The sequence below is a fragment of the Paenibacillus taiwanensis DSM 18679 genome, from assembly GCF_000425125.1.
GTDB lineage: Bacteria > Bacillota > Bacilli > Paenibacillales > Paenibacillaceae > Paenibacillus_B > Paenibacillus_B taiwanensis.
This window is the reverse complement of the sequence record NZ_KE384306.1, coordinates 462,651-479,940: the sequence shown is the minus strand read 5'-3', so window position 1 is coordinate 479,940 and position 17,290 is coordinate 462,651. Positions and strand designations below refer to the sequence as shown.

The 17,290-nt window shown below is 43.4% G+C and carries 17 protein-coding genes; 2 read left to right on the top strand and 15 right to left on the bottom strand.

Annotated elements, in window-relative coordinates:
• Nucleotides 1-164: 164 nt before the first annotated feature.
• From H509_RS24960 to H509_RS0110960, 14 genes are all read right to left on the bottom strand, one after another.
• Entirely contained in the window at nucleotides 165-812 is a 648-nt protein-coding gene (locus H509_RS24960) for a ribonuclease HII (RefSeq protein ID WP_051286954.1), read from the bottom strand.
• Nucleotides 813-1,023: 211 nt separating this feature from the next.
• Complete coding sequence (gene ylqF, locus H509_RS0111025) at nucleotides 1,024-1,905, bottom strand: ribosome biogenesis GTPase YlqF (RefSeq protein WP_028545135.1); 882 nt, start codon at nucleotides 1,903-1,905, stop codon at nucleotides 1,024-1,026.
• A gap of 38 nt (nucleotides 1,906-1,943) precedes the next feature.
• Nucleotides 1,944-2,567 carry a signal peptidase I gene (gene lepB, locus H509_RS0111020; protein WP_028545134.1) on the bottom strand — a complete coding sequence of 208 codons (624 nt, stop codon included), beginning with the start codon at nucleotides 2,565-2,567 and terminating at the stop codon, nucleotides 1,944-1,946.
• A 123-nt stretch (nucleotides 2,568-2,690) separates the two neighbouring features.
• Nucleotides 2,691-3,032 carry a 50S ribosomal protein L19 gene (gene rplS / locus H509_RS0111015; protein ID WP_028545133.1) on the bottom strand — a complete coding sequence of 114 codons (342 nt, stop codon included), beginning with the start codon at nucleotides 3,030-3,032 and terminating at the stop codon, nucleotides 2,691-2,693.
• Between the two features lie 381 nt (nucleotides 3,033-3,413).
• Nucleotides 3,414-5,792, bottom strand: coding sequence for a fibronectin type III domain-containing protein (locus tag H509_RS24955; protein WP_211234325.1), 2,379 nt, complete (start codon nucleotides 5,790-5,792; stop codon nucleotides 3,414-3,416).
• Between the two features lie 373 nt (nucleotides 5,793-6,165).
• Nucleotides 6,166-6,378 (bottom strand): hypothetical protein, encoded by a 213-nt coding sequence (locus H509_RS0111000; RefSeq protein ID WP_028545132.1) that lies wholly within the window; start codon nucleotides 6,376-6,378, stop codon nucleotides 6,166-6,168.
• Nucleotides 6,379-6,857: 479 nt separating this feature from the next.
• Nucleotides 6,858-7,763, bottom strand: coding sequence for a tRNA (guanosine(37)-N1)-methyltransferase TrmD (trmD, locus tag H509_RS0110995; RefSeq protein ID WP_028545131.1), 906 nt, complete (start codon nucleotides 7,761-7,763; stop codon nucleotides 6,858-6,860).
• Entirely contained in the window at nucleotides 7,763-8,281 is a 519-nt protein-coding gene (gene rimM / locus H509_RS0110990; RefSeq protein WP_028545130.1) for a ribosome maturation factor RimM, read from the bottom strand. The genes trmD and rimM overlap by 1 nt, the downstream gene beginning before the upstream one ends.
• A gap of 179 nt (nucleotides 8,282-8,460) precedes the next feature.
• Nucleotides 8,461-8,691: a KH domain-containing protein gene (locus H509_RS0110985; RefSeq protein ID WP_028545129.1), complete on the bottom strand. Its 231-nt coding sequence runs from the start codon at nucleotides 8,689-8,691 to the stop codon at nucleotides 8,461-8,463.
• 23 nt (nucleotides 8,692-8,714) lie between these two features.
• Entirely contained in the window at nucleotides 8,715-8,987 is a 273-nt protein-coding gene (gene rpsP / locus H509_RS0110980) for a 30S ribosomal protein S16 (RefSeq protein ID WP_028545128.1), read from the bottom strand.
• Nucleotides 8,988-9,026: 39 nt separating this feature from the next.
• A complete protein-coding gene (gene ffh, locus H509_RS0110975; protein WP_028545127.1) occupies nucleotides 9,027-10,400 on the bottom strand; it encodes a signal recognition particle protein in 1,374 nt (457 codons plus the stop codon).
• Nucleotides 10,401-10,418: 18 nt separating this feature from the next.
• Complete coding sequence (locus H509_RS0110970) at nucleotides 10,419-10,778, bottom strand: putative DNA-binding protein (RefSeq protein ID WP_028545126.1); 360 nt, start codon at nucleotides 10,776-10,778, stop codon at nucleotides 10,419-10,421.
• 181 nt (nucleotides 10,779-10,959) lie between these two features.
• Nucleotides 10,960-12,630, bottom strand: a complete 1,671-nt coding sequence (locus H509_RS28570) for a glycoside hydrolase family 19 protein (protein ID WP_036696932.1) — start codon at nucleotides 12,628-12,630, stop codon at nucleotides 10,960-10,962.
• 109 nt (nucleotides 12,631-12,739) lie between these two features.
• Entirely contained in the window at nucleotides 12,740-14,371 is a 1,632-nt protein-coding gene (locus tag H509_RS0110960) for a glycoside hydrolase family 19 protein (protein WP_036696927.1), read from the bottom strand.
• A 208-nt stretch (nucleotides 14,372-14,579) separates the two neighbouring features.
• Between H509_RS0110960 and H509_RS24950 the strand changes: the two genes are divergently transcribed.
• On the top strand, nucleotides 14,580-15,044 hold the full coding sequence (locus H509_RS24950) for a MerR family transcriptional regulator (protein ID WP_051286952.1): 465 nt from the start codon (nucleotides 14,580-14,582) through the stop codon (nucleotides 15,042-15,044).
• A gap of 60 nt (nucleotides 15,045-15,104) precedes the next feature.
• On the opposite strand, the gene trhA is transcribed toward H509_RS24950, so the two are convergent.
• The gene (gene trhA, locus H509_RS0110950; protein ID WP_028545123.1) at nucleotides 15,105-15,740 is read right to left on the bottom strand and encodes a PAQR family membrane homeostasis protein TrhA; all 636 of its coding nucleotides are present in this window, start codon (nucleotides 15,738-15,740) and stop codon (nucleotides 15,105-15,107) included.
• A 163-nt stretch (nucleotides 15,741-15,903) separates the two neighbouring features.
• On the opposite strand from trhA, the gene H509_RS0110945 reads away from it, so the two are divergent.
• Nucleotides 15,904-17,130: an MFS transporter gene (locus H509_RS0110945; protein ID WP_245596024.1), complete on the top strand. Its 1,227-nt coding sequence runs from the start codon at nucleotides 15,904-15,906 to the stop codon at nucleotides 17,128-17,130.
• Nucleotides 17,131-17,290: the final 160 nt, after the last annotated feature.

Sequence of the window (17,290 nt, the reverse complement as noted above, 5' to 3'; positions counted from 1 at the left end):
CAAAGCCTATGTATTGTCCCCTATCAGTGGACATATGTACACTTCAAAAGCACGAATATCATAACATATCATTTCGTTTGGATATACCGGCAATATTATGCAGCTCAGGCAAACAAAAAAGACACTCCCGCGGGAATGCCTTCATCTAACCTATTATGTGTTCACTAAAAGAGCGTCAGTTGTTCATCCAATATTTTTGTTAAAAAGGATTTACGATGCATAGGTGTAGGTCCCAGTTCCAGCAGCTTCTCGCGATGGAGTTTCGTGCCATATCCTTTATGTACACCAATTCCGTATGCAGGGTACATTTGATCCCATTCACCTGCGCACAAGCGATCACGTGTTACTTTGGCAACAATAGATGCTGCTGCTATGGATTGACTGGACGCGTCCCCTTTAATGATTGCTTCTTGTGGTAAATTACAATCTATCCGTTCCGCATCTATTAATAAAACATCAGGACGTATTTGTAGTTGAGTAACTGCCTCTTTCATCGCCAAACGTGTAGCTTGTTTGATATTTACTTCGTCGATCATCGCTGCATCCATTGTGGCTACTGCCCAAGCAGCAGCTTGACTCACAATTTGATCGTACAACAACTCTCTTTTCTTCTCTGTTAGTTTCTTCGAGTCATTAATGCCCTCAATGGTAATTCCTTTAGGTAAAATTACAGCAGCGGCTACTACGTCTCCGAACAGACAGCCGCGTCCTACTTCATCGATGCCCGCGATCCATTCAAACCCCTGCTCCCAGTATCGATTCTCCCATAATAGGAGATCCACATCTGAAGGCTCTTGTTTTGTATGCGCCATTCCGATCCCCCTCTCCGCTTCATCCGTATATTGTATATCTAGTTGTCTAGTAACGGCAATACAACTAGAAACATTTACATCTACTATGTTCATGTTCATCCAGTTATCAGTTAATAGAGCAGCCTCAGTCAACCACCTTAACAACGCTTAAAAGCCGTCAGCACACTATGTGTTGACGGCTTACTTTATGATGACTGTTGTGGCTCGTACGTTAGCTACGTCTGCGAGCATCCGGCACTTCGAAAGTTAGCCTTCCCATCTTGCCTGCACGCAGCTCACGTAAAATGATGCCTGACGCCTTCTCCAAATCAACACGTCCACCGCTAACGAGACAACCGCGCTTACGCCCAATTTGTTCCATAATCGCAACAATCTCATTCGGATCATCATTGTCAAGATCAGGCAACACTTCTAATTCGAAGCGCTCTTGCAATCGCTCACTGTAATGCGTAGCTAAATATTTTATCGCATAAAATGCAACATCTTCCACATTTAGGATCTGATCCTTAATTGCACCCGTTGCAGCAAGACGGTAACCAACCATCTGATCCTCGAACTTCGGCCACAAAATCCCCGGTGTATCGAGCAACTCCATTTCATTGCCAACCCGAATCCACTGCTGCCCTTTCGTGACGCCAGGGCGATCGCCAGTGGCTGCTACTTGCCGACCTGCCAGCTTATTAATTAAGGTTGACTTGCCGACGTTCGGAATTCCGACGATTAAAGCTCTTACAGGTCGTGGCTTCATTCCTTTTGCCACTTGGCGCGCAAATTTCTCTTCCAGCAACTTACGAGCCTCTACCTGAATGATCTGTATATTCGTTCCAGTTGAAGCATCCACCGTAATAGCAGTGTGGCCTTCTTTACGAAACACGTCTACCCATCGAGCTGTTAATTCAGGATCCGCCAAATCCGACTTGTTAAGCAGAATCAGTCTTGGCTTATCCCCGAGTATCTCGTGAATCATCGGGTTGCGGCTAGACAGCGGCAACCGTGCATCAAGCAATTCTATAACCACATCGATCAGTTTAAGCTTTTCTTGTATTTGTCTCCGTGCCCTTGTCATATGTCCTGGGAACCATTGAATCGACATCGCTATCCACCCCCTATCTGTTCTCTTGATGTTTTGTGTTAGTGATGTTTAATCATTTGGATATCCTTCAAAGGCCAGAAGATGACGTCTGCTCTACCTATAACATCCTTTAATGGTATAAAACCAAGCATGCGGCTATCTGTACTATTATTACGATGGTCGCCCATCACAAAAATGTACCCTTCCGGCACTTTATTATCTTTTAGCATCTCATTCGGGAAATCCCGGTTGTTATAAAGTCCGCCATCTTGATGCGCTTTATCCAGCGCTTCTTGTATGTAAGGCTCTTCTACTTTTTTGCCATTGATGAATAAATCGTCACCCTTGTACTCAATTGTATCCCCGGCTACGCCGATCACACGCTTAATGAGATCTCGTCCCTCAGCAGGAACTTTAAAGACAACTACTTCTCCCGGCTTTGGATCACGGAAATCATACAATACTTTGTTAACGATAAGCCGCTCTCCCGTCCAAAAATTAGGCTCCATCGATGGACCATCCACTATAAACGGGGCGAATAATAACCATCTGACTACAACAACCAACACGACAGCAACTGCGATCGCTTTAATCCATTCAACAAGTTCATTTTTGCTTCGTGCTTGCACACCGGATGATTGATCCACTGTATTCGTTTCGTTTAATTGCTTTTCTTGCTCCACAAGCTTGCCCCGCTTTCTTCTTAGGATGCGTATAGATTGTCTATATCATGCTATAAGCGTAAACCATTTCGCAATAGATAGCAAAAGGGGCTTGCGCTATGTGCAAGCCCCCGGTTGTTCCAATTAACGAATTTCTTTAATTCTCGCTGCTTTACCGCGAAGATTACGAAGATAGTACAGCTTCGCACGACGCACTTTACCACGGCGAGCCACTTCGATTTTATCGATTTTTGGCGAGTGAATTGGGAATGTACGCTCAACACCTACACCGTAGGAAATTTTGCGAACAGTGAATGTTTCACTGATTCCACCACCACGACGCTTAATTACAACACCTTCGAACAGCTGAACGCGCTCACGAGTTCCCTCGATAACTTTAACAAATACTTTCAAAGTATCACCAGGGCGGAAGCTTGGTACATCTTTACGAAGTTGTTCTTGTGTAATTGCTTGTACGATATTCATCTATGACTCCCTCCTTCCACACAGACGTTCTTACATCTCAGAGCAGCATCAGTGGCTTACTCGTCACAGTACGTAGAGGACCGCCGTATTCAACACAACAGATGTATTATAGCATAGCCAAAAACAGAATACAACAACTATATGAAGAGGCAAACTTCAGGTTGCGGATCAGTACGCTACGATTGTCCAATGACGTAACAACAACCGATAAACACACCTACTAGCAACCCCCCTACCCATAAGTATTCCTTCTCAGATCGTGTTTCTTCCTGCATTTTCTAGATTCCTCCACTTTAAGAAAATAGTCTTTTGTACCTATTTTAGTGAAGGAAACTGAACAATTCATGAAAAGCAAGAACGTTATCCAAAAAATAATACCTATTACATTAGCTCTTCATAATCAGGTTGGTTGTTACCATTTGAACCGTTGCCATTCGGCTTTTCTTCTGGTACTGTCGGTTGATCAGCAGAATCATAGCCATTCACTTCAAATGTAATGATTTTATCGTAGAACACATAGTCTTTACGATTTTTGAATGGACCTTTATTATTGTTGTGCTTGTCAATTGCAAACATAACAGATCCTTTCCCAGCTGCACGGCCTTCGTACCAGGCAATAAAAGCATTTACTTCTTTCATAGACAAATCAAATTCTTTTTCAATGCCGTTGTTTAAAATGAGACGCAGCAATGCGCGGTTACCAGACTGACCATCATCTGTTATCGGGGGGATAACAACATCCCCACCTTTTGGTGTCGCTGATGCTTCATTTGAGTTTCCGCTCTCACTAATCGCATCAACAGCTGTGACTACATAATAGTATGTTGTGCCATTAATAACTGTAGTGTCTGTGTAGCTATATGTGTTTCCAGTAACAGTAGTAACGGTAGCATACGGACCACCTGCTTTTGTGCTACGCTTTACGTTATATGCAGTTGCATTGTTAACCTTACTCCAGTTCAAAACAACTGATTTATCTCCAGCTGTAGCAGTCAGGTTTAGCGGTGCTGGTACAGGTTGATGTTCATTTTTACCGAACACGTTCCATTCGTGACCATACGCATATCCAGGTATCTGTGCCTTCAAAGCTACAAGTGACACATTTTTTAATGGAGTTGGCAATGTTTCAACTTCATCATTTTTTGTTGGTTTAAAAGAAAGTAACAAATTGTTGTCATTATCATAGAATTCGATAACAACTGCGCCATTACTTTTAGCAATAACAGAAGATATTTCTTTTGTGCTGTTAAAAGAGTACCATGCAAAACTATTCACATCTATATATGTTCTTGTCGCACCATTATTGTCTGTCAAATCTTTAACAGTACCAGTAGGACTTGTAATTTTTGACCCTATAGAGATCGGCAAACTATCTAGCAATCCCCCTGTATACTTTGTTGCTTCTGGCTTTATATTTTTTTCTGGTGATGGTGCGCTTTCGCCTGCCTCATTCACAGCTGTAATGACATAATAATAAGTTGTTCCATTCACAACTTTAAGATCAGTATACTCTCTACCTGTAATATTAGTAGCAATTGTAGAGTACGGTCCACCCGATGAAGTTGAACGCTTTACATTATAAGATTTAGCTCCAGTAATGTTCCATTCAAGTTTTACAACCTTGTCGCCACCATATATCCAGCTAATTGAGGTAGCAAGTGGTGGTGTTGATGGTGTACTAAAAGCATTCCACTCATGGATATAAGCGTAACCTGATGAAGCCGGCTTAAGAATTACTGCCGTAACTTTGCTTACAACGTTTGGCAATGTTTGAATACCATCATTTTGTAAGGGCTTATATTCTAGCAGCAAATTATGTTGATCATCGTAAAACTCCATTTTAGTTTCGCCGTTTGTCTTTGCAACAATGGAATTTATAGTTTGTGGAGTAGTAAATGTATACCACACGAATTTATTAGCATCAATGTACACTCGAGTTGCAACATTGTTATCAGTTGCCTCTTTCACTTTTTCCATTGGGCTACTAATATTAGCCCCTAAATTAATGAGCACTCCATCCAAAAGTCCACCTGTATACTGAGTGGCTTCAGGTTTTATTCCACGTTCAGGTGAATTGGCACTCTCTCCTGCTTCATTCACAGACGAAATAACATAATAATAAATAATTCCATTATTTACAGTTTTATCAGTAAAGGTTGTTGTAGTTACATTTGAAGCAATCACAACATAAGGGCCACCTGATGAGGTTGATCGTTTCACGTTATATGATTTGGCCGCAGAGGATTTCCAATCAAGTGACACTGTCTTATCCCCAGCTTGAATCCAACTGATTGTTGTAGCAGTAGGTGGAGTTGAAGGTGTTTCAAAGACGTTCCATTCATGAATATATGAATAGGTAGTAGGCTTAAGAACAACTGTGGAAACGTTAGATACTGCTGTAGGTAGGGTTTGAACGCCATCTATAACTAGAGGGTTGTACTGAAGCAGCAAATTATTTTTGTTGTCATAGAACTCAATTTTTGTTTCTCCATTACTTTTTAATACAATGGAAGTAATGTCTTTCGGAGAAGAAAATGTAAACCAAGCTAATTTATTATTTTCTATAATTACTCTATTGTTTGCATTACCATCTGTCATCTCAGATACAGTAGTACCTTGCCCAATTGCTGAACCTACTTGTATTGGCACCCCATCTAATAATCCTCCCGTATATTGACTGGATGCTGCGAATACTGGACTAACAGTTAGCAGTAATACAAATGAAAATAAAATAGATAATGAAACTCTGAGTCTTTTCAACTCGAACGCCCCCATATTTTTATAGTTTTTTATGTTTATCCAACTGTATTAAAACTAAAACCTTATGAGTTTTATAGAAATTGTAAACTTTTAAACGACAGGTCGGATAAACAATTACTTTAATATATTATCATATGTTCATATTTTTGTCTAATTATATTATTAAGTTCATGTAAATTTATAATCCCTACTATTATAATAAATCAAAAAAAGATCCTTCATGTAAAATTGGGCACTTACAGAATAGTGTACTTGCCCATATATTTAAAGAAGAACCTCTCTAGGTTAAATTTAATTGTGTATTTGTGTACAACCTGTAGTCGACCTTACAAACCCCATTTTTGAGCGCCTACATATGATTCGAACTACCCTTTTACTCATACAAGGCATCTCTTAACTTACTTGACATCTTATTTTTTTGTTGTGCCACTAATTGTTTAAGTAATTGTTCATTTTGCTTTTCCAACAAACGAATTTCATTAATCATTTCACTCATGACCGTTCTAATTTCTTCGTTAGAGGGGTCTAGTGTGTTCACAATCTTTTCTGCTTTAATAACGAGTCTGTTTGCATCTGAATGGTTCATATTTCGCCCCTGTACATTAAATTTATGTAGATAATGACGAATAGTATAAAGTATATCATTACGTTTTGCAATTGCACTGGACTCTTTGAAATAATAATGTTATACTAAAAACGTTGCATGTGAGATCCATCCTCACATTATGTTCCTCAAGTAAGAATAGCTAACTCCTCATATGAAAGTCTAATTCCCAACTAACCCTAAAGAATTGACGATTCAATTGGTAATACTGATTCACACTGGCGCGGTCAAGGAACCGCAAGGACGGAAGAGAGGTAGGGCTTTTGTCGTTTTAGCTAAACCAAATATGATCACCGCAGTATTCTCAAGTAGGAACTAAGGCGGCCGTTTCATGGAGCACCCACTAACCTCTGAAGCGGCCTTTTTTATATGTGTTAAGCTGCAAATGTATTGGATAAGCATACTAAGAAGTCATCCATTTCCGTGGAATGACTTCTTTACTAATAGCCTTTGCATCGTTCTTACTCTGTAGCTTGCCCTTTCAGTTCCTGTAGCCACTTTCGTTCCTTCTCGCTCAACTCCACCTTATCCAACAAATCGGGTCTGCGCTCCCATGTTCGTCGAAGTGATTGCTCACGACGCCACTTGTCCACATTGGCATGATGTCCCGATATAAGCACATCCGGTACTTGCCAGCCTCTGTATTCGACTGGGCGCGTGTAATGGGGATACTCAAGCAATCCCGTGCTGAATGAATCCGTGACCGCAGACGATTCGTTGCCGAGCACACCTGGCAGCAGACGTACTACCGCGTCAGCAATAACCATTGCAGGCAGCTCGCCACCAGTTAATACATAATCACCAATCGACAATTCATCCGTGACAAGATGCTCACGAATGCGCTCATCATACCCTTCATAATGGCCACAAATAAATATGAGGTGCTCTTCCTGAGCTAGTTCTTCCGCTTTGGCTTGCGTGAACGTTTCACCTTGAGGACACATCAAAATGATTCTGGGCGAGGCAGTCTTGTTTGAAGTGGAATGTCCCTGATCTCCATACAAAGCATCGTCACTCTTTGCTTCTTGTGATTGTTTATCTTCATCCCTGAATGTTTCTTGCTCAGGTTGTTTGGTAGTTGCAATGGCTTGTACATCTGATAATAGCGTACTTTCCTGTTCAGACTGCATCGTTGTTAATGCCATCAGATGTTCCACCGCAGCAAAGATTGGCTCTGGCTTTAATACCATACCACCTCCACCACCATACGGATAATCATCTACGGTCGAGTGCTTATTTGTCGAGAATTGACGGAAGTTTGTTGCTTGGAGCTGTACCAATCCTTTATCCCGCGCCCTCCCCATAATGCTGGTGCTGAACACACCTTCACACATCTCCGGGAACAGCGTCAGCACGTCAATTCGCATTACATTAATCCCTCCAGCACATGGACGGTGATCAGCTTGTCCTCAACATTAACGTTTAGCACGACATCATCAATAACGGGGAGTAACAATTCCTTGCCTTTAGGCTGCTTAACTACCCATACATGGTTGGCACCTGGGGCTAATATTTCGCTAATTGTACCTAGCTCAATGCCTTCGTCTGACACTACTTTACAACCAATAATGTCACTGTAGTAATATTCGTCTTCTTCCAGCTCGGAACGATGCTCGTCTGATACTTTTAACAGCCAGCCTTTATATTTTTCAACTTCATTAATGTTCGAATATTCCTTCAGCTTCATAATAAATAAGTTCTTATGTAAGCGCGAGGTCTCAACTGTGACATCTACTGTTTGCCGAGACTCTTCGTTAAATAATACAAGATTACTTTTAGGCGCGAATCGTTCCTCTGGAAAATCGGTATGGGAGACAACTTTGATCTCACCTCGGATGCCATGTGTATTAACAACCTTGCCCACCGTAAATAATTGTTCAGCCATCTTTATCCTCCTGCATCGGGATTATCTACCTAGTTGCTTTATTATTGCCTAGATGAAGCCTATCAGTACATGTGTGGAAAGTCAACTTCTGTGCCTGCCAAACACCAAGCTACACTGCAATTATGACGCTCTATTCATACGAAAAAGAGTTAGGATTTCTCCTAACCCTCATCGACCTATTAAGAAATAATGTCCACAGCAACCCGTTTAGGAACCTTAACGGCTGCCGATGTGACGACCGTGCGAAGCGCCTTGGCAATGCGGCCTTGCTTTCCAATCACTTTTCCAACATCGTCGGGGTGAACGTAAAGCTCATATATGACAACATGCTCCTTCTCGACTACCTCAACACGGACCTCATCCGGATGATCGACCAAAGCCCGTGCAATTACAGACACTAACTCTATCATTCGCGACCCTCCGAACGATTTATTTATTTCTGCAATTTAGATTCATGAAACTTCTTCATCACGCCAGCTTGACTAAGCAAGTTGCGAACCGTGTCAGAAGCCTGAGCACCTGTTTGCAGCCATTTCAACGCTTTTTCTTCGTCGATGTTGACTACTGCAGGTTGTGCTACCGGATTGTAGTAACCGATTTCCTCGATAAAACGACCGTCACGCGGGGAACGGGAATCAGAAACAACTACACGGTAGAAAGGCGCTTTATGAGCACCGATGCGTTTCAAACGAATACGTACTGCCACGAAATTCACCTCCTTAACGGAATTATCTAACTATTGGCATTAACGGAACGGGAATTTCATCCCTTTACCGGCTTTGCTTTTGAGATTCTTCATCATTTTCGGGCCTTTAGGTCCCATCATATCTGAAAACTGCTTCATCACACGGCGCATCTCATCAAACTGCTTAATGAGTCGATTCACATCGGCCAGCGTCGTTCCGCTGCCCGTCGCAATACGCTTGCGGCGACTGTGGTTAATCAGATCAGGGTCTTGACGTTCTGCATGTGTCATTGAACGTACAATTGCCTCGATGCGTCCCATCTGACGCTCATCAACCTTCAAATTCTGTGTCTGCTTCACCTTATTCATGCCAGGTATCATATCCAGAATCTGATCGATCGGACCAAGCTGCTTCACTTGCTGCATCTGCTCCAGGAAATCGTCGAAGGTAAATGATGCGTTACGCATCTTCATCTCCATTTCCTTCGCTTTATCTGCATCAATGCCTGCCTGCGCCTTCTCAATGAGCGACAGCATGTCCCCCATGCCGAGAATACGAGAAGCCATACGTTCCGGATGGAACGGCTCTAATGCGTCAATCTTCTCTCCGAGCGCTGCAAACTTGATCGGACAACCCGTTACAGCTTTAACGGAAAGTGCTGCACCACCACGTGTATCTCCATCAAGCTTCGTTAACACAACACCTGTCAACGAAAGCTGCTGGTTAAAGCTTTCTGCAACGTTAACGGCATCTTGACCTGTCATGGCATCAACCACGAGCAGCACTTCAGACGGGTTCACTGTAGCATGAATTTGCTTTAGTTCATCCATTAATGCCTCATCGATATGCAGTCGACCCGCCGTATCGATAATGACATAATCCAGATGATTCTCACGTGCATGATCAAGCGCCTGCTTCGCGATATCCACCGGATTTGCTTGATCTCCCAAAGCAAACACCGGCACATTAATCTGGCTACCCAACACTTGGAGCTGCTTAATTGCAGCCGGACGATACACGTCCGCAGCCACGAGAAGTGGCTTGTGGTTCTGCTTCTGAAGCAGCTTAGCCAACTTACCAGAAGTTGTTGTCTTACCCGCCCCTTGTAAACCGGCCATCATAATGACGGTAGGAGGCTTGGTTGCTTTCTCCAACTTGGCAGCTGTACCACCCATTAGCTCCGTTAATTCCTTATTAACGATGTCAATAATAACCATCCCAGGCGTGAAGCTCTTCATCACTTCTTGGCCTATGGCTTTTTCTTTAACTTTAGCAATAAAATCTTTAACGACTTTGAAGTTAACGTCCGCCTCAAGAAGTGCAAGCCGCACTTCGCGCATTGCTTCGTTTACATCTTCCTCGTTAACTTTGCCTTTGCCGCGCAACTTGCTAAATACGTTCTGCAATCGGCTTGATAATCCTTCAAATGCCATAACCTTCACCCCGTTCCCTTATTCCAACGCCTGCAGTTCACGGACAATCATCTGCAGTTCCGCGCGCTGCGGGTCGGGTATGTACCTTATATCCGAAAGGGCGTTCTGCAGTTGGACATGCAGCTTCGTGCGAGCCTCAAACTTCACAAGCAATTGAAGCTTGCTCTCGTAAGTCTCCAACGTCTGTTCCGCCCGCTTAATATGCTCATACACGGCCTGCCTGCTAATACCAAACTCTGCAGCAATTTCGCCTAAGGAGAAATCATCTTGAAAGTAACACTTCAGAAAAGTCTGTTGCTTCTCGGTTAGCAATTGATCGTAAAAGTCGAACAGCATATTAATGCGATTCGTCTTGGCTAACAACTGTTCATCGTTCATACGGGCCACTCCTTTCGTCAAGGAAAAACACTTTACAGCCCATCGACGTTCCTTATCATATCGAATTCCAAAGCAGATGTCAAGGGGTTTACCTTAACATAAAACCAACTTCCAAAAAAATAGTTCCCGAAGCTATTTGCCCCGGGAACTGGTTTAAGTAAAATTACTTAAATATTCACTTTTAGAAAGGCTGCATACCGAGTGTATTCAGCTTCTCTCCTTGCACATTTACACCTGATCGTCCTGTAATATCAAGATAGTGGCCAATTCGGCGGCCGACTCGGACATCGCTTTCGTCTTTGTTGCCTTCGAACGCGCCGTTGATAACCATGATGGTCGCTCCAAACCCCGGGACGAGCCCCTTCGCAATCTGAGCCGCTGTTGGTACATAGTTGCCAACCATAATGTCATGGCTCGATGGTTTTGGATCTTGTGGTGTCATCCAGAACAGCATTGCTGTCATAAAGCCGAGCTTGCCGTCTTGTGTTATCTTCTCAGGATTTTGAAGCAGAACATTTTTGTCCCCGAATATAATCGAGCCGATGAGTCCATAATTATAATTCCAGCTTAATTGAATTGGGCCACGACCATGGTATGATTTTCCAGCAACTGCCGGATAGTCACTATTGGATTGCACATATCCAACGCCCTGTGAATTAATGTAAGATACTTCTTCATTAAAGAACAAGCCCCAGCGTAATGTGCCACCTGGCGCAGTTGCCCATCCACCGCCTGTTTCGTGGGCGATATTTGCCAGGAACGCAGCAAGCTCACGTTTCTTGTTCGTTTCTGTGCCCTCTTTAAGGAAGGTGCCAAAGTCGACAATTCGTGATGTTGTCGGTTTATTTAGATTCCATTCCGCATTAAACTCTGGCTCTTGGTATAACAACGTTTCCGTTTTGGCCGTTTTGTCCAAGCGCCAAATTTGCTTCGTCCACGTGCTGCCGCCACGGTATACTTCTTTGTACTTAATATTTGCAGCATCACGTACAGCAGCAATCAAGTTGTCATATGAATAATAATCAACTTGACCTGGTTTATAATATGGCTTGCCTACCGCAACCGTGTGCCATTCAGCAGATCCAATACGAAGTGGAAATAAAGCTTCATAATCCGCTTGAGGAAGCGCTGCCGTCACAGATGCTGCTGCTTGAGAAGGTGCATACTGGGGATCAATGCCTCCCCATGTCGCTTGTATTTGTACATCTGTTATCACGCGGCTTTGCCCAACTTGTAGGAATGGTCCACCCGTACCGTTGTCAACTGCTGTTTTAATGGATAACGCTGTACTTACTGTTGAAGCGTTTCCAGCAGCGTCCAATGCGATGACCGTATAGTTATAAGTTGTGTTTGCTTGTAAGCCGTTATCAGTGAATGAAGTCGCCGCGGAGAAGCCCACCTTCACATTGTTGCGATAAATATCATACTGTGTCACACCTACATTGTCAGTAGCTGCGCTCCAAGCAAGCGTTATCGAAGTGGAAGTCTGTGCTGTAGAAGAAAGTCCCAGTGGAGTGCTTGGAGGTGTTGTATCTGTTCCTCCGCCTGTGTCAGATCCAATATGGCTCCAAGGCGAATCTGAACTGCTAAGTGCTGCATTTGGATTATCACCTTGTGTCCACCACTTGGCTTTAAAGAGCTTGCCTTCATGAGATACGATATCTCCACCAACGTAAACTTTGGCAGCCTGCCATGCAGGTGCAGTCGATTGGATTGTAGCCTCCTGCACGCTCGGTGCTGGCTCTCCTGCCGCCATCGCGATCGGATTGCTGGACAATAATAACGTCACCCCAAGCACTGCACTTAAACTGCGAAGTATAAAGGCGCGCGAAAATGGATATTTTGAGTACATAATAAGCCTCCTAAATTAGTATGATTCAGGGCGAAATGCTCCCTGTCGTATGAATGCTGGTACGATTAAGTCAACTTGTACGAATGTACGAATATACCCCCTTCAAAAATTAGAACGGCTGCATGCCGAGCGTATTCAATTTCTCGCCTTCAATGTTAGCACCACTTCGTGTAGTTAGATCACGATAATGACCTACACGGCGCTTAATACGGACATCCGACTCGTCCAAGTTGCCTTCTTGACCACCATTGATTACCATGATGGTAGCACCAAACCCTGGGACAAGTCCTTTCGCCAATTGCTCAGCCGTAGGCACATAATTTCCTACCATAATGTCATGGTTGGATGGCTTCGGATCTTGCGGAATCATCCAGAATAAGAGAGCTGTCATAAACCCGAGCTTGCCGTCTTGCGCAACAGCGTCAGGGTTCTGAAGCAGCACGTTCTGATCTCCATAAATGATGGCGCCAATCAAGCCGTAGTTATAGTTCCAGCTTAATTGAATAGGACCGCGACCGTGGTATGACTTGCCTGGAACAGGCGGATAGTCAGGATGGTCCGCGTCTACGTAGCCAATTCCCCCCGTGCCATTCACGTAGTTTAATTCTTCGTTAAAGAACAGGGCCCATCGCAGTTCGCCACCTGGTGCAGTCGCCCAGCCACCGCCAGTCTCATGCGCAATATTAGCGAGGAAAGCAGCCAATTCACGCTTGCGGTTGTTCTCTGTCCCTTCTTTTACAAACGTACCAAAATCGACGATCCGATTAATTAGCGGCTTGTTCACATTTTTGGGATCATTAAAGTCAGCAGATTGATAAACTAGCGTCTCTTTCTTGGATGCTTTATCTAGGCGATAAATTTGCTTGGCAAAGACATCACCTTCACGATATACATCTTTGTACTTGACATTAGCTACCTCTCGGACAGCAGCAATCAAATTATCGTAGGAATAATAATCTGTAAGTCCTTCTTTGTAGTAGTACTTTCCTTTGGCAATTGCGTGCCACTCTGGTGTCCCTGCGCGCAATGGGAATAAGTCTTCGTACTGCGCTTTAGGAAGCGCGGCATTAATGGCTGCCTCTGCTTTGTCGGGACTATATTGTGAATCAATCCCGTTCCATAAAGAAATAATTTGAGAATCTGTTAGTAGACGACTTTCGCCTACCGATAGTTCCGGTGCTCCTGCAATCGTTTTCACAGATATGGATGAGCTATTTGTCTGGTTGCCTGCCGCATCAAGGGCTTTGACCACATATTGATAAGTAGTGTCTGGTTGTAATTCATAATCGGTGAAAAGCTTGGAGACCGTAAATCCCACTTTGATGTCATTACGGTAGATGTCGTATCCGATAACACCTACGTTGTCAGTAGAAGCAATCCAAGATAACGTGATCGATGAGGCCGTTTGTGAGGTCGAAACAAGGTTGGTAGGAGCTGTTGGCGGCGTTGTGTCCACGCTGCTCAGCAGTTCCCAGGAAGAATCGGCATTCAGATCAGGTCTGCTGTTAAAAGACCACCACTTTGCCTTATAGAGCTTTCCACTATAAGACACAATGTCACCGGCAACATATGCCGTGTTCGCCTGCCATGCTTTAACGGCTGCTTGTGAGACTACACCCGTTGGTGTCGCTTGAGCGTTGGCCGTTAACGTAAGGGTACCGGATGCTAGCATCGTAACCCCGAGCAAAGCGCTTAAACTTCGCAACATAAAGCTGCGTGAGTACGGAAATTTCAAATTCATCAATTCGCCTCCCGTTGGATTATATTGGCACTTCCAAATCTATTATAATATCAAAATGATAGCGTTGTCACTATGAGATTCACAAGCAAATCATATTATTATCATTCATACCTAGAAACAAGGAAGAGACAGTAACCGATTGATGAAATAATACTTGACTCTCTCGTTACGTCATCCTTTATGCTAGTATCACGAAAGGAGATGACTCATGGCCTACACCGTTCAAGAGGTATCGGAACTATCTGGCGTAAGTATTCGTACACTTCGTTATTATGATCAGATCGGCTTGCTAAACCCCGCTTACTACGGAGATAACGGCTATCGCTATTATGAGCAAGCCCAGCTCGTTCAGCTTCAACACATCCTTTTTTTTCGCGAACTAGACATGCCATTGTCAACAATTCAAGAACTGATCTTTCAAGATTCATTCGACCAGCTAGAAGCATTAAGCCATCATCGTGAACTGCTATTAAAGAAAGCAGAACGTCTCCAGACCCTTATCCAAACCGTCGATCGTACTATTGCACACTTGAACGGGGATTACGTGCTTGAACAGCATCAGTTATTTAACGGATTTGACACTAGAAAACAAAGTCATTATGTGAAAGAACTGAGACAGTATTATGGAAATAACAACGGATGGTCTAGTAATAACGAACAACCTACAGGCTAATCGCCCGCTACAATACCCCTTTCATGGATAAGATGAGACCAGGGGTATTTGGGTGTTACTTCATGTGAATACATACTTCCACATACACACATAATGGCAAGCTGCGCCAATAACAATTAGAACGTGCCAGATCGCATGATGATAGACCAACGCCCTCCATAGAAAGAAGATGATACCAATTGTATAGGCTATTCCGCCACTCAGGAGCCACCTAACTCCCTCAATGGACAAGGCAACTGCTAAATGATCCCAAATAAATACAACAGACCATCCCATGACGAGATAAATAAGCGTAGATAATAATATAAATCTGCCGGTATAATATCTTTTCCACACCACACCTGCAATGGTAACGATCCATATCGCTATTAACAGTGCAGCACTTGCAAAAGTACCTATTTTTAATAGCAGAAATGGTGTATACGTGCCAGCGATACATATGTAGATAGCCATATGATCATACATAATGTATCGTTCCTTCTTTGTCCCCTCTGGCAATCGATGCATAAGGCATGAAGTTGTAAACATTAACATTAATGAAAATGTGTAAGCAAATGCACCTACTAACTGCCCTGCGGTACCACTCGATCCGACCTTTATAAACAGTGCTATGCTAGCAACGATACTAAGGACGAGTCCCCATCCATGTGTCCAAGTATTTGCCCATTCTTCCCGCTGTGCTCGATTACTTGTCATTACATCTTCCCCTCCGCACCTGACTATTCCCTTTTGGATTAACAATATATGCAGCTGCACTGCAATTGGATAATTGCAGCGCAGCTCCGTATAGACAGATGATGGAAAACGATGATACACTTATAAAACATTTTTGTTTACTAAGTGATAAGGGATCGTGAACATGATGAATCGATTGTTCTACATGCTTTGGACAAGCCGATCACTGTCCAGTCTAGCAAGCTCTATTTGGTTAATGACATGGATAGCAATTATATACGGAACAACAAAGTCCGCTTTACTGGCTGGGACCGTTACTTTTGTACGCTCCCTAGCTGTGTTATTAAGTGGTTTATCGTTACCTTTTTGGTATCAAAAGTACCCCTTGCACATAGTCGCCCACCGTTTTCAACTGTTACAGTTCATGCTTGGTATGTTGTTTGCCTTTGCTCTGCTGCCCTTTCAGAACAACTTCTCGAATAACCTTCTTATGGTGACGGCTCTTGTCTGCGCAGCATGTATCGGATATTCGGAAGGTGCTGCATCTGCCGCTTCATCTGCTATATTTCCACGAGTTGTACGGCAAGATCAGTGGGTGAAATCCAACAGCCTAGTCTCAACCGGCATGCAAATGATATCCTTATTTGGCTGGACCGTTGGAGGTATCATTATACATACATTTGGAGAAATTCCCGTGCTCCAGCTAAGTGCTCTTCTATTAGGACTAAGCAGCTTAATTTTGTTCTGTGTACGTCTGCAGGAAAGTCACGGATCGACAACTTCTAAGACTTCTTTATGGTCTGGTTGGAGCATTCTCTTTACGCTGCCCCATGTCAGGATGATCACCATTATGGATATCATCGAAGGCATAGCCAGCGGCATATGGATTGGTGCGGTTACACTTGTGTTTGTCCAACAAATTCTTGGCCAGACAGAGGCTTGGTGGGGGTATATTAATGCAGCCTATTATGCAGGGACTCTACTTGGGGGATTATTAATTGTCAAGTTAGCAAATAAGGTGGAGCATCACCTGGTACGATCTATCATCATCGGTTCGTTCAGCTTCAGTTTGCTAGTATTGTGCTATGCTTGGAATAGCACTCCCTACGTTGCCCTGTTGTTGGTTCTTATTATGGGTCCATGCTATCAGCTGCGTGATGTGGCTCAGCGCACCTATATTCAGCGCATCATTCCGTTGGAGGAACAGCCGATACTTTTTGCGGCCCAACAATCGTTATCCACTATCCTGTTTGGTTTATCGATCGTGTTCTGCGGTTTGATTGCCGACACTTTTGGAGCGAGAGCTGTATATTTGACAGGTGGTCTAATGTTCTTTGTCTCCTCCATAATTGGTATTTGGTTACGTCGTCATACAAAATCTGCTTGTGTGGACCATTCACTGTTTACATAGAGTAATAAAGTGTCTCTGCATTCCGCACAGTAGACGGGTTGGAGTATAGCGCATCATCATTGACTTCATCAGAATTCATCCTATGAAGGGTCGTCTCTTTAGTCATGCAAAAGAACTAAACTAAAGGACGCCCCTTGCGTATCCCCGTGTTTTAAATAAA

What these genes read in the sequence shown, in the direction of transcription:
- H509_RS0110970 (WP_028545126.1), bottom strand. Translation starts at nt 10,778, where the DNA reads ATGAACGATGAACAGTTGTTAGCCAAGACGAATCGCATTAATATGCTG.
- trhA (WP_028545123.1), bottom strand. Translation starts at nt 15,740, where the DNA reads ATGACAAGTAATCGAGCACAGCGGGAAGAATGGGCAAATACTTGGACA.
- H509_RS0110985 (WP_028545129.1), bottom strand. Translation starts at nt 8,691, where the DNA reads ATGATAGAGTTAGTGTCTGTAATTGCACGGGCTTTGGTCGATCATCCG.
- H509_RS24960 (WP_051286954.1), bottom strand. Translation starts at nt 812, where the DNA reads ATGGCGCATACAAAACAAGAGCCTTCAGATGTGGATCTCCTATTATGG.
- H509_RS0110945 (WP_245596024.1), top strand. Translation starts at nt 15,904, where the DNA reads ATGATGAATCGATTGTTCTACATGCTTTGGACAAGCCGATCACTGTCC.
- ffh (WP_028545127.1), bottom strand. Translation starts at nt 10,400, where the DNA reads ATGGCATTTGAAGGATTATCAAGCCGATTGCAGAACGTATTTAGCAAG.
- H509_RS24950 (WP_051286952.1), top strand. Translation starts at nt 14,580, where the DNA reads ATGGCCTACACCGTTCAAGAGGTATCGGAACTATCTGGCGTAAGTATT.
- H509_RS28570 (WP_036696932.1), bottom strand. Translation starts at nt 12,630, where the DNA reads ATGTACTCAAAATATCCATTTTCGCGCGCCTTTATACTTCGCAGTTTA.
- H509_RS0110960 (WP_036696927.1), bottom strand. Translation starts at nt 14,371, where the DNA reads ATGAATTTGAAATTTCCGTACTCACGCAGCTTTATGTTGCGAAGTTTA.
- H509_RS0111000 (WP_028545132.1), bottom strand. Translation starts at nt 6,378, where the DNA reads ATGAACCATTCAGATGCAAACAGACTCGTTATTAAAGCAGAAAAGATT.
- rplS (WP_028545133.1), bottom strand. Translation starts at nt 3,032, where the DNA reads ATGAATATCGTACAAGCAATTACACAAGAACAACTTCGTAAAGATGTA.
- ylqF (WP_028545135.1), bottom strand. Translation starts at nt 1,905, where the DNA reads ATGTCGATTCAATGGTTCCCAGGACATATGACAAGGGCACGGAGACAA.
- trmD (WP_028545131.1), bottom strand. Translation starts at nt 7,763, where the DNA reads ATGCGAATTGACGTGCTGACGCTGTTCCCGGAGATGTGTGAAGGTGTG.
- rimM (WP_028545130.1), bottom strand. Translation starts at nt 8,281, where the DNA reads ATGGCTGAACAATTATTTACGGTGGGCAAGGTTGTTAATACACATGGC.